The following is a 12,175-nucleotide window of genomic DNA, read 5'->3' as shown; positions in this document are numbered from 1 at the left end:
TTCTCGTGGCTTGTGCACTAGATTGCGATCTCTGGAACTCCCTCAATATGGGAGTCATGCTGTTTGGCAAGCGTGCATCTGCTGCTCAAATTGGTATAACGAATGGCAGTAATGGTGAGGCCGTTAAAAACGTTCAAGCGTTCCTCAAATCGAACGGTTATTTGGACGGAAGCGTTGACGGTCAGTACGGCGATCAAACCGCATCGGCCGTTCGGGAATTTCAAAAAGCCCGGGATCTTCAGGTTGATGGAATTGTTGGCCCAGAAACATGGGGGGCCATACTAAGCGCCAATCGGTAGCTCTCCCATTTAAGGACCAACCTAGATCGCTAATTCATAGGCAACATCAAAAGCCGCTCGAGCTTTTGATGTTGCTTTATTTTGTTATCCTGTGTATTTAACCGCAAGGATATAGTAGTCGTAGACTAAACGTGAACGGGACTAGCTTGTTGATTGAAACTCCAGGAGCCTCTCGAAATGGGGATCGAAGCTCTCAAGTATAAGCACATTTATCTGTTCACTATCCACGTGTTTTTGCTATAAGAGCCATTTGCTATTAGTGGTGTAGTGTTGGCTCGCAGGTTATGAAAGTTTTGCTGATTGAGGATGACGAACGGCTTTGCGAAGCACTTGAAGAAGACTTTACCGATCGGTACTACACAGTCGATTTGGCCTATGACGGCCAACAAGGACTGAGTTTGGCTAGCACCTATGCCTACGATCTCATTGTTTTAGACATAATGCTGCCAGAGGTCGATGGCATAACGGTCTGCCAAAGCCTGCGATCACAGCGCAACATGACCCCTATCTTAATGCTGACCGCGCGCGACACCACAACCGATACGGTCATTGGCTTGGATGCAGGTGCCGATGAATATGTTGTTAAGCCCTTCGAGCTGCAAGCCCTAGCTGCAAGAATGCGAGCCCTATTGCGGCGCGGCAGCGCCGGTCAAGCTCCAGTTTTAGAATGGGAGGGCATTCAGCTCGATCCCAGTAGCTGCGACGTTCGCTATGGCGACACGCCGCTATCGCTAACCCCCAAAGAATACAATCTGCTAGAGCTGTTGCTGCGCAACGGTCGGCGAGTGCTCAGTCGCTCGCAAATTCTCGATCGCCTCTGGACGGTCGATGGTCCGCCTGAAGAAGGAACGGTCAAGGCGCACATCAAAGGACTGCGGCGCAAGCTCAAAGCGGCCGGCGTGCCATCCGACCCAATCGAAACCGTTTATGGTTTGGGGTATCGGCTCAAAACAATCGAGCGAAGCACCTAAAGCCCAACCATTCGCCCACCTCAATCGGGGTGAGTTCCGGCAGCTGCGACTGCGGTTGCTGCTGTCTTATCTGGGCGTCATGGCACTAATTTTGAGCGCTTTTAGCGTAGGCGTTTACGGCTACGTGACGCGCAGCCTCTACCGCCAGCTCGACCAACAACTGCGAACGCTGGCGCAGTCGGCAACGCCCACGCACGCCAAGGTCAAAGCGCGCGGCAGTCAGTACCTCGAGCGCATGAACGAGGTGCCCTGGCGCGATATTTTCAATCGCAACAAGCAAAGCCTGGAATGGTTTGACAAGCAGGGCAACCGACTGGCGGCCAAAGGCAAGCTTTCGGTAGCGGCTTCCCCCAAAGTCGGTCCCCACCTGCGTCGTTCGGAAAACGCCAACGAGCGCGTTCGCACCTACACGGTCTCGGTCTTTCGCAGCCGTGCCAACAGCGATCGCGCGGTCTTAGAGGGCTACATTCGCGCTTCCCAAGACGTACAGGAAATTGAAGCGGCTCAGCGCGAGATGCTTTGGGGATTCGGCTTGGGCGGCGTTGGGGCCTTGGGGCTATCGGCAGTTGGGGGCTTGTGGCTGACGCGCAAATCCATGCAGCCCATCGAGCAGAATGTGGCCCAATTGCGACAGTTTACCGCTGACGCTTCCCATGAGCTGCGCAGTCCCATTGCCGCCATTGGGACCTCAGTTGAGGTCATGCGCAACCATCCCGAGCGCTTTCAGGCCAAAGACGCCAAAAAGCTGGATGCGATCGCCAGCGCAACGGACCAGATGAGCGACTTGGTCGAGAACTTGCTCTTCCTGGCGCGTACCGATGCTGCCAATGGCGGAGCAACCCAACCAGATTGGCAGCCAGTTGAGCTGGCGGACGTGCTCTCGGAAGCGATGGAGCTGTTCGAGCCCTGGGCTCAGGCAAAAGGCATCCAGCTGCAGTGGGACACCGAGACTGAGGGCCGCATGCTGGGCGATGCCCATCAGCTCCATCGCTTGGTGGCCAATCTGTTGCGCAATGCGCTCCAGCACACCCCAAGTGGGGGGACCGTTCGACTCGCCCTAACTCGGCAATCGCGCCACTACCGCATTAGCGTGACCGATACGGGCAGCGGCATTGCCACCGAGCACCAAGCGCTCGTGTTCAATCGCTTCTGGCGCGCCGATCACGCCCGGTCCCATTCCGAACGCGGCACTGGGTTGGGCCTGGCCATTGCGCAGGCGATCGCGCAGCGCCACGGCGGCCGCATCGAGCTGTCATCTCAGCCGGGGGCTGGGAGTTGCTTTCGCGTCTGGCTTCCGGACGGTGCGGCCGTTCCCGAACGCTAGCTACCGGAACGACGGGCGCATGACCCAGTCAGGGCGGTAGCAGGGCACCGCCATAGGAGCAATACCGGCAGCCAGCTTACAATGCACTAGGGAGTTCCCAATCGCAACCATGTTGGATGTTATCCGCATTGTCCTTTCCGTTTTAATCCCGCCGCTAGGGGTCTTTTTGCAGGTCGGGATCGGCCTCGATTTTTGGATCAACATCCTGCTAACCCTGTTGGGCTACATTCCGGGGTTGATCCACGCCATCTGGGTCATTGCCCGGAAGTAGGCAGCTAGGCTCTAGCGGGCGGCGCTTGCACCAGGCAAGACACGCTCCTCACCCTCGCCATCGCGCACCAACGTACTGCGGATGGTACGCGCCAGCATGCGCTGGAACAGGTTGCTGGCAATTTGCTGGCCCATTTGGTAGGTTTCCGCCCGGCTCAGCACTTTCGATACAACCGGGAGCAGCCGGAATGCGTTAAAGCCCGGCGTATCCTGCAGGAGTTCCCAGATGCGCTGGATGCGCTCCAACTGCTCGGCATCCTGTTGCAACTCAGGCGGCATCTGGGTGGTTGCCATCCCCAAGCGCTCGCCCACCGAGCTGGAGAAGTCGTAAAAGCTGCGCTGGCCGTAGCGATCGAGCAGGTTGACGATTTCATCCACCAGCCGCTCGCGCACGAAGGCGCCACGCTCGGAGAACAGAAAATCCACTGCTTTATCCAGTGCACTGCTTAGGTCGTAATCCGGGCTGTTGCGCGCGTTGCGCAGCAAGTTCTCCAGCCGGTTCCAGCGAAAGCTCCCCTCTTTAAACAGCAGATCCCGAAGCGAGGTGCGCAAGCGGGGGGAAGGATCGGTCAGCAGGCGCTTGGCAACGTAAGGATACGCCTTGCTCAGCACCTTAAAGTTGGGATCGATGCCGATGGCGATTCCCTCCAGGGTGACCAGCGAGCGAATGATCAGCGCGTAATAAGCGGGAACAGTAAAGGGAAAGTCATACATGACCCCCGACATTTTGTCCGTAATGCTTTTGAAGTTAAGCTCGCTCACCGAGGCCCCAAGCGCGTCGCGAAAGACGCTCTCCAAGGCGGGGATAATGGGTTCTAGATCCGTATCGGGCGAGAGGAACTCCAGATTGACATAGTCTTGGGCCAGGGATTCAAAGTCCCGATTGACCAGATGCACCACCGCCTCAATTAGGCCGTAGCGCTGCTCGGGCTTGACCTGGCTCATCATGCCAAAGTCCAAATACGCCAGGTTGCCCTCGGGGGTGGCCAGCAGGTTGCCGGGGTGCGGGTCGGCGTGGAAAAAGCCGTACTCCAGCAGCTGACGCAGCGAGCACTCCACCCCCACCTCGACCAGATGTGTGGCCTCGATGCCTTGCGCCTGGATCGCTTGCGGATCGGTGAGTTTGGTGCCGATCACCCACTCCATGGTCAGCACGCGCCGCCCGGTGTACTCCCAGTAGATGGCGGGCACGTAGATGTCGGGGAGGTGGCCGTAGAGCTGCGCGAACCGCTCGGCGTTTTCGCCTTCGTGGAGGTAGTTCATCTCCTCGAAGATGCGGCCGGCAAACTCATCCAGAATGGCCACCAGATCGCTGCGAACTCGCTTGACGTTGTCTTTGACCCAGAACGCCAGCTTGCGCAGGATGTAGATATCGAGCGCGATCCGCCGGTGCAGGTCCGGGCGCTGGACTTTGACGGCAACGGGTTCGCCGGTTTTGAGCTTGCCCCGATATACCTGCCCTAGCGAGGCCGCAGCAACCGGATCGGGCGAGAGCTCGGCGTAAATCTGCTGCGGCGGTGCGCCCAGCTCCTCTTCGATGAACTGAAACGCCACCTCATTGGCAAAGGGCGACAGCTGATCCTGCAGCTGCGCCAGCTCGTCCAAATAAGTGGGCGGGGCCAAATCTGGGCGCGTGGAGAGCGCTTGGCCGATTTTGATGTAGGTGGGTCCCAAGTTGGTCAGCAACTCCCGCAGCTGGATGGCGCGGCGTTGCTCGTTGCGCACTGAGCGGCCGCGCAGCTTGTCCCAGAGCAACTTGGCCCCAAAGGCGCTTGCTGGTAGCAGCACGCCGACAATGCGTCCCAGGACTTGCAGCGGCTGCCCTTGAAAGCGCGCGTTGATGGCCTCGGGGTCGTAGCGCCACTGCTCGCTTGAGGGCGTGCGTGACCAGCCGTAGTGGAATTCCGGCGCCTCAGCTGCCGAAGGTTCGGGCAGGGCCGATTGGGATTGGCCGTTGCGTGCCTGGTCGGCTGCGGTCGCCGTGTTGTGCGTCATAATGTCCGGGGCCGACAGCGGCAATGATGTTAAAGATTGTAACAGTACCGGGCGCTGCCAGAGCCGAGCGCGCGAGCCGCGCATCGCGCCGCTTTACAGGTGGCAGGCAACGGCCCGAGCGAATGCCATGCTGCTGTCCCTGCGGATTCACAACTTTGCCCTCATTGACGAGCTGGAGCTGGCGTTTGGGCCCGGTCTCAACGTCCTGACCGGCGAGACGGGAGCTGGCAAATCAATCGTCTTGGATGCCCTGGATGCCGCCCTGGGTGGCAAACTAACCAGCGGTTTGCTGCGTGCGGGATGCAAGCGGGCGAGCATCGAAGCAACGTTCCAAGCCACCCCAGCTGCCGAGGCTAGGTTGCAACAGCAGGGCATTGCCCTGCTCGAGGGGGGCAACATCTGCTGCCGCCGCGAGCTCACGCTGGGACGCAACGGGCTGCGATCGCGCGCGCGCATCAACGGCGCAGCCGTCAACCGCCAATTGGTGGTCCAGTTGCGCCCGAAGCTACTCGATGTTACAGCGCAGGGGCAAACGACGCAGCTGGCGAGCGAGGCAGCGCAGCGGACGCTGCTCGATGGCTATGGCGATGCCGCGCTGCAGCAACAGAAAGCCACCGTTGCTTCGGCTTATCAGGACTACCGCCACGCCTACCAAGCCTGGGCGCAGCGGCAGCAATCCCAGCAGCAGCGCCAGCAGCGCATTGATTGGTTGCAGCAGCAGTGCCGCGAGTTGGCCGAGGCGGCGCTGAGCGATCCGGCGGAACTGGAGCAGCTGGAGCGCGATCGCGAGCGCCTCGCCCACGCCGTCGAGCTGCAGCAGTTGGGGTATCGCGCTTACCAAGCCTTGTACCAAAGCGACAGCGGCGATCCCACCGGCACCGACTTGCTCGGTGAGGCCGAGTCGCAGCTGAGCGCCATGGCCCAGTATGATGCCCAGATTGAGCCCGTGCTGGAGATGGTGCGAGGCGCGCTCAACCAAGCGGTGGAGGCCGGCCGCCAGATCGGCGCTTACACCGAGACCCTCGAGACCGATCCCGAGCGCTTGAACCAGATCGAGGCGCGCATTCGCACCCTCAAGCAGATTTGCCGCAAGTACGGCCCCACCCTGGCCGAAGCCATCGAGCGCGCCCGCAACTTGCAAGCCGAGCTGGACGAGCTGACTGCCTCGGGCCAGTCGCTGGCCGAGTTAGAGCAAGCCGTTGCGGAGCGCCATGCTGCCCTGCAATCGGCCTGCCGCGAGCTCAGCCAACAGCGCCAAGCGGCCGCGCACCAGCTCGAAGCCCAGCTGGTGCGCGAGCTCGAGCCCCTGGCAATGGACAAGGTCCGGTTCCGCTGCTGGGTGGAAGCGGCCGAACCCAGTGCCAGCGGCGCCGATCGCGTCACCTTTGCCTTTAGCCCCAACCCCGGCGAGCCGCTGCAACCGCTGGCCGAGACAGCCTCCGGCGGCGAGATGAACCGGTTTTTGCTGGCGCTCAAGGCTTGCTTTTCCCATGCGGCCGTTCAGGCCGGGACGCTGGTATTCGACGAGATCGATACGGGGGTCTCGGGGCGCGTGGCCAGCGCGATCGCCGACAAGCTGCACCAGCTGGGGCAGCGGCACCAAGTGCTGTGCGTCACCCACCAGCCGCTGGTAGCGGCTATGGCGGACTGGCATTTCCGGGTCGACAAGCACGTGACAGAGGCAGCGGATGGCGGCGATGGCGCCCGGACGGCAGTGCGCGTGACGCCCCTGCAGCAGCCTGACGGGCGCTGCGAGGAACTGGCCCAACTTGCCGGCGGCCGCTCGGCGCAAGAAGCCATGGCCTTTGCGCGCTCGCTGCTGGAGCAGGCCGCCCATCGCCGCGAGTAACGGCTGCCTACTCCTGGGCCGTCAGGATCAGGCCCAGCTCGTGCGGGTTGGCCAGGTTGCGGTGGTGGGGCAAGATGCGCAGCGACAGCCCCTGCAACCCGCTGCTCTGGTAGGCAAACTCAGCCGTATACACGGCGCACCCCTGCTGGTCCGTTCCTTGATGCTGCATGGGCAGGGCCGTGCCGTTGACGATGTGGCCCTCGGTATCGACCGAGCCCTGATAGAGCTCGACGCTGACATCGTCCGGCTGCACTCCAGCCAGATCAATTTGGGCTTTGACGCTGACCGATTCGTTGACCGTTAGCTCGCTCGGGGCTGAGACATCGACCGAGCGAATTTTGATGTTGTACCAGCGCTCGAATAGCGCCTGCTTCCAGCGCGCCAGTTCCTTGGCGGGCTGATAGCCATCTGCCTGCATGGCGAAGCAGCGATCGCTGGTGGGGAAATACCCGCGCAAGGCGTAGTCGCGGACCATGCGCGCCGTGTTGAACTGGGGCGTGTTTTTGCGGATGGCGTTTTTCATCTTGCGCACCCAGCCACGCGGCACGCCATCGCGATCGCGTTCGTAGAACAGCGGGACGATTTCTTGCTCCAGCAAGTCGTAGAGGGTATTGGCCTCAACTTCGTCCTGGTACTCGGTATCGTCGTAGATCTCGCCCTGGCCGATGGGCCATCCGGTACTAACGTAGTCGGCCTCATCCCACCAGCCATCCAGAATGCTCAAGTTGGGGACGCCGTTGAGGGCAGCCTTCATGCCCGAGGTGCCGGAGGCCTCCCGCGGCCGGCGCGGCGTGTTGAGCCAAACGTCGCAGCCGGCGACCATGGCACGCGCCAGTTTGATGTCGTAATCGGGCAGGAACACGATATGGTCTTGCAAGCCGCGCTCGCGGGCCACGTGCACGATGCTGCGAATCAGCTCCTTGCCCGGCATGTCTTTGGGATGGGCTTTGCCGGCGATCAAAAACTGCACCTGGCGGTCCGGGTTGCCTTTGATGATGCGCTCGATGCGCTCGAGGTCGTGCAGGAACAGCGCGGCGCGCTTGTAGGTGGCAAAGCGGCGGGCAAAGCCAACAGTCAGCACGTCGGGATCCAGCACTTCCCGGGCCTTGTCGATCTCGGCCTGGGTGGCGCTGCGCGCCTGGAGCTTGGCAACCAGCCACTCGCGCGCTAGCACCACCAGCTGCGAGCGGCAGATCTCGTGGTTGCGCCACAGCTCGTCATCGGGAATGGCGTCGACTTTAGCCCAGAGCGGGTCGTCGGTGCCCTTCTCGGCCCAGTTGGGGCCCAGGTAGCGATCGTAGAGCTCCTGGGTGGACTCGGCGACCACGCTGCGGGCGTGAACCCCATTGCTGACATCGGCAATGGGGACTTCCTCCACCGGCACCCCAGGCCACAAGTTGCGGAACATCTCCCGCGAGACTTGCCCGTGCAGCTTGCTGACGCCGTTGATAAAGCTGGAGGTTTTGAGCGCAAGTGCGGCCATGCTGAACGGCGAGGCCAGATCGCCGGTGTTCTCGCGCCCCAGGGCCAGAAATTCCTCGCGCGAGAGCCCGAAAATATCGGCGTATTCGCCCAGATAGTACATGGTCTGGTCAGGGTCGAACATGTCGAAGCCGGCCGAGACGGGCGTGTGGGTAGTAAACATCTGGCTCGACTGCACCACCTGCTTGGCCGCGGCAAAATCGAGCCCCGACTGCTGGATGAGCATGCGGATGCGCTCTAGGGTCAAAAAGGCGCTGTGCCCTTCGTTGAGGTGATAGCTGGTGGGGGTGTAGCCCAAGGCGTGGAGCGCCCGAATGCCGCCGACGCCCAGCATTAGCTCCTGGTGGATGCGCATGTCCAGATCGCCGCCGTAGAGGCGATCGGTGATGTCGTGGTCGTAGGGGGTGTTGGGTTCGATGTTGGTATCGAGCAGATAGAGCGGAACCGTGCCAACATCAGCGCGCCAGATGCGCGCTTGCACGGCGCGCCCCGGATAGTCAACCTGGATGCGCAGCTCCGAGCCGTCAGCCTGGCGCTCTAGGTGCAGCGGCAATTTGCTGAAATCGTTGACGATGTAGCTCTCTTGCTGCCACCCGTCAGCGTTCAAGTATTGGGAGAAATAGCCTTCCTGATAGAGCAATCCCATCGCCACTAGGGGTAGCCCCAAATCGCTAGCCGATTTGAGGTGCTCGCCGGCCAGCACGCCCAATCCCCCTGAATACAGCGGCAGGCATTTTGTCAGGCCGTACTCGGCGCAAAAATAGGCGTAGCACTCTTGCCCATCGCGGCCGCGGTGCTTGGCGTACCAGCTGCGCTCGCTTAGGTAACGCTCGAGCTGCTCGAGCGCGCGCTCCATTTGGGCAATAAAGCCCTCATCGGTGGCCACTTCTGCCAGCCGCGCTTGCCCGATGGAGCCCAACATGCGGACCGGATTGTGGTCGCTGGCCTCCCACAAATCGCGGTCCAAACGCCGGAACAGGTCCTTGGTCTCCACGTTCCAATCCCAGTGCAAGTTGTAGGCCAACTTGCGCAGCGGCTCGAGCTTGGGGGGCAAATCGGGCGAAACGTTAAACGTGCGGATGGGCTTCATGGATCACTCCATCGCTGGGCAGTGACTCAGGAGATGGGGCTAAGGCCGGCTGCAGCGTCAGGCGTTGAGCTGCCACCAGCCCAGGGCCGGGCCAATGAAGCGAACGGTCAGCCAAAAGATCAGCAGCAACCCAATGCCGATCCAGGCTCCCCGCGTGCTCCATTTGACAAACTGGCGCGCCGTATCCTTGCTAATCCCCAAAACAGGAACGCGTTCCTCAGACTGCTGGCCGTAGCGATCGCCTAAGGTGGCCTTGCGGCGCTTGGCTTCTCCCATGGCTATTCCGGATGGCACGATGGCGGCTCAATCCTAGCGCTCCCGATCCGGACGGGGCGCGCGCAGGCAAACAAGCCTAGCAAGCGCACGTGCGCGCGAATTGTTACTCAAGAACCTGCGCTCGCCAGCGCCAGCGCATCAATGTAGCTCACCGAGGCGCAGGGCTCCAGGGCAGCCAGCACGCCGCGGCCGTAGCTGCGATGCTGCGCGCGACTGTCGAGCAAGGCGACCGCCCCTTGCGCCTGCCGCACGGGCATGACGCCTTGCTGGAGCTCGCGCAGGGCATTGGGGAGCAGATAGCCGCGGAACCAGTCTTGCCGGTGGCGCTTGTAGTAGGCGACAGGCGCGGCCGCGCGCGGGTCCTCCAGTGAGGGCAGCGGTAGCGTCGCGATCGCTAGCATGGGCGGCGGCACGCGCTCCCGCTGCGATCGCCACCAAGCCCAATCGCCGACTAAAATGCTGCTGCCTTGAGGCGGTTCGCCGGTTTTATCGACGCGGACCCGCGAACCGAACTCGGCGGCAAGCTGGGTCCCAATCTGCGCGCGCAAGGGCGTATCACCGATCAAAACAACGGTGGGACCGCTGCTGCGATCGCCGAGCGGCACCAGGTAGCGCAACTCCTGCAGCAGGCAGTCGGCAAATGCCGGTTGGTTGGGTCGGGGTAGGCGGGGCGGGCAGTAGAGCTGGAGCAGCTCGCTCTGGCGCTGCGGCGCAAACTGAACGCAGGTGAGCTCGCCCAGGCCCAGCTGCTGGCGGTAGTTGGCGGCATTGCGATCGCAGTCGAGGTAGCGCCCGATGAGGGCAAACGGCTGCTGCTGCCAGATGGTGCTGAGGGTGGGGGCCACCGAGCCCGGCTCGCAGTAGAGCGCGAACGCCTCGCCCTCGGGCTGGGCCCAAAGCAGCTCGCCGCTGGCCTGCCATTGCTGCCCGAACTGCCGGAAAGCCGGCTGGACAATGGCCGAGACTGGCGACGCGAGTTCTTGCAGAAGGGCCTGCAGTTGCGCCTGCTCTGGGGGGGCGACAAAACGAGCGCCACTGGGGCGGGGAGCTTGGCGCGCCAACGCTCGCTCGATTTGGGCCTGCGTTGCCCGAATGAGCTCCGCCCGGTTGGGGTAGGCGCGCACCAGGGCCTCCCAATCGGCCGGGCGAATGCCGGCGCGCAGCTGCTGGCGAGCCCAGCGCTCTAGATCCTCGGCGCCATCCACAATGACTGGCATGGCAGCTCGCTCGCCGCTCAAGCACTCGGCGAGCCAGCTCAAGGGCGAGCGCAACAGCACTTCCTCGGTTGGCGAGCGCGCCGGCCGCTCCGTTAGAACCGGCTTGGGGGCATCCAGCCACTGTTGCAAGGCCGGGATCTCGTGCCGTAGCAGCTGCTCCCGGATGGAGGCGGGTGCTACCAGCGCGATCGGACCCGGCCACAGGAGTGCAGGAACGAGGTAGCCGATTCGGTACTGCGCCGTGGCACTGCCAGCCTGAACGGCAGCAGGGCGGCCCGAGCGCAGCGCCCGTGCGACCAAGCGGGCCATCGTGAGGTGGTGGGGCCAGCTCTCGGACGCTCGGGCGCGCAGCACGCGGCGCAGCAGCGCGTGGGCTTGGGCTTCGAACGCCCCCAAATCGACTCCCGTTGCTGGGGATCGCGCCAAGGAAACGCCCACATTATGCCAAGCGGCGGCTGTAGTAGGGTGGATGGGTTGCCGCGAGTAGCAATCCAGGCCATGAACGTGGGCATTGTGGGGTTGGGTGCGGTAGGCGGCTCGCTGGGGTTGGATCTGCGCGCCAAGGGGCACTGGGTCCTGGGCGCGTCGCGCCAGGCGGCAACCTGCCAGCACGCGCTGGCTTGTGGCGCCGCCGATCGCGCCAGCACCGACCTGTCGGCGCTGGCGGCGGCCGAGTTGGTGTTTGTCTGTACCCCCCTTGCCGCGCTCGCGCCCACTGTGGCGGCTTTGGCACCGCACCTCGAGCCCAGCACCATCGTGACGGATGTGGGCTCGGTCAAAGCCGCCATCCTGGAGGCGGTTGCCCCGCTGTGGCCCAACTTTGTCGGCGGGCATCCCATGGCTGGGACGGCCGAGAGTGGCTTGGCCGCAGCTCGGGCCGGGCTGTTTGCCGGTGCGCCCTACGCGCTCACGCCCACCGAATCGACTCCGCCAGCCAGCTGCCGCCAGGTGGCCGCCCTCGCCGAATCGCTGGGGAGCCAAGTCTTGCACTGCTCGCCGCAAGCCCACGATCGCGCTGTCGCCTGGATCTCGCACCTCCCTGTCATGGTGAGCGCCGCGCTGCTCCAGGCCTGTGCCAGCGAGCGCGATGCCACCGTGCAGCCCTTGGCGCAAACCCTTGCTAGCTCAGGCTTTCGCGATACCAGCCGCGTTGGGGCCGGCAATCCCGAGTTGGGCGTCATGATGGCGCGCTACAACCGGCAGGCGCTGTTGGCCTCGCTACAGCAGTACCGGCGCAGCTTGGATGCGCTCATTGCCTGCATCGAGCGCGAAGAGTGGCAGGCGCTGGAGCGTTGGCTCCAGTCGGCCCAGGCTATCGGCTCGGCGTTCGACTCGCGCGGTGGGTAGCGCCCCACGCCAATTGCCTCAGCTGTAGCGAGCCTTACGATCCGACGCGCTGCAA

Annotated in this window: 10 protein-coding genes; 6 read left to right on the top strand and 4 right to left on the bottom strand. The window is 62.8% G+C overall.

The window, feature by feature from the left end; all coding sequences use genetic code 11:
* Positions 1–47 precede the first annotated feature (47 nt).
* The 4 genes from BRC58_11520 to BRC58_11505 all read left to right on the top strand — a co-directional run bounded on the left by BRC58_11520 (position 48) and on the right by BRC58_11505 (position 2,865).
* On the top strand, positions 48–299 hold the full coding sequence (locus BRC58_11520; GenBank protein ID PSP15663.1) for a hypothetical protein: 252 nt from the start codon (positions 48–50) through the stop codon (positions 297–299).
* A 284-nt stretch (positions 300–583) separates the two neighbouring features.
* Complete coding sequence (locus BRC58_11515; GenBank protein ID PSP15662.1) at positions 584–1,270, top strand: DNA-binding response regulator; 687 nt, start codon at positions 584–586, stop codon at positions 1,268–1,270.
* A 79-nt stretch (positions 1,271–1,349) separates the two neighbouring features.
* Positions 1,350–2,594, top strand: coding sequence for a two-component sensor histidine kinase (locus BRC58_11510; protein ID PSP15661.1), 1,245 nt, complete (start codon positions 1,350–1,352; stop codon positions 2,592–2,594).
* A 112-nt stretch (positions 2,595–2,706) separates the two neighbouring features.
* Complete coding sequence (locus BRC58_11505; protein PSP15668.1) at positions 2,707–2,865, top strand: YqaE/Pmp3 family membrane protein; 159 nt, start codon at positions 2,707–2,709, stop codon at positions 2,863–2,865.
* Positions 2,866–2,876: 11 nt separating this feature from the next.
* On the opposite strand, the gene BRC58_11500 is transcribed toward BRC58_11505, so the two are convergent.
* On the bottom strand, positions 2,877–4,859 hold the full coding sequence (locus BRC58_11500; GenBank protein PSP15660.1) for a hypothetical protein: 1,983 nt from the start codon (positions 4,857–4,859) through the stop codon (positions 2,877–2,879).
* 127 nt (positions 4,860–4,986) lie between these two features.
* Between BRC58_11500 and recN the strand changes: the two genes are divergently transcribed.
* Complete coding sequence (gene recN / locus BRC58_11495; GenBank protein ID PSP15659.1) at positions 4,987–6,708, top strand: DNA repair protein RecN; 1,722 nt, start codon at positions 4,987–4,989, stop codon at positions 6,706–6,708.
* Positions 6,709–6,715: 7 nt separating this feature from the next.
* On the opposite strand, the gene BRC58_11490 is transcribed toward recN, so the two are convergent.
* The 3 genes from BRC58_11490 to BRC58_11480 all read right to left on the bottom strand — a co-directional run bounded on the left by BRC58_11490 (position 6,716) and on the right by BRC58_11480 (position 11,169).
* The gene (locus BRC58_11490; protein PSP15658.1) at positions 6,716–9,280 is read right to left on the bottom strand and encodes an alpha-glucan phosphorylase; all 2,565 of its coding nucleotides are present in this window, start codon (positions 9,278–9,280) and stop codon (positions 6,716–6,718) included.
* 57 nt (positions 9,281–9,337) lie between these two features.
* Positions 9,338–9,556: a hypothetical protein gene (locus tag BRC58_11485; GenBank protein ID PSP15657.1), complete on the bottom strand. Its 219-nt coding sequence runs from the start codon at positions 9,554–9,556 to the stop codon at positions 9,338–9,340.
* A gap of 107 nt (positions 9,557–9,663) precedes the next feature.
* Positions 9,664–11,169: a helicase gene (locus BRC58_11480; protein PSP15667.1), complete on the bottom strand. Its 1,506-nt coding sequence runs from the start codon at positions 11,167–11,169 to the stop codon at positions 9,664–9,666.
* A gap of 102 nt (positions 11,170–11,271) precedes the next feature.
* On the opposite strand from BRC58_11480, the gene BRC58_11475 reads away from it, so the two are divergent.
* A complete protein-coding gene (locus BRC58_11475; protein PSP15656.1) occupies positions 11,272–12,120 on the top strand; it encodes an arogenate dehydrogenase in 849 nt (282 codons plus the stop codon).
* The last annotated feature ends 55 nt before the right edge of the window (positions 12,121–12,175 follow it).

Source organism: Cyanobacteria bacterium QS_8_64_29 (assembly GCA_003022125.1).
Lineage (GTDB): Bacteria > Cyanobacteriota > Cyanobacteriia > Cyanobacteriales > Rubidibacteraceae > QS-8-64-29.
The sequence above is the reverse complement of the archived record's forward strand: the minus strand, read 5'-3'. Positions and strand labels throughout refer to the sequence as shown.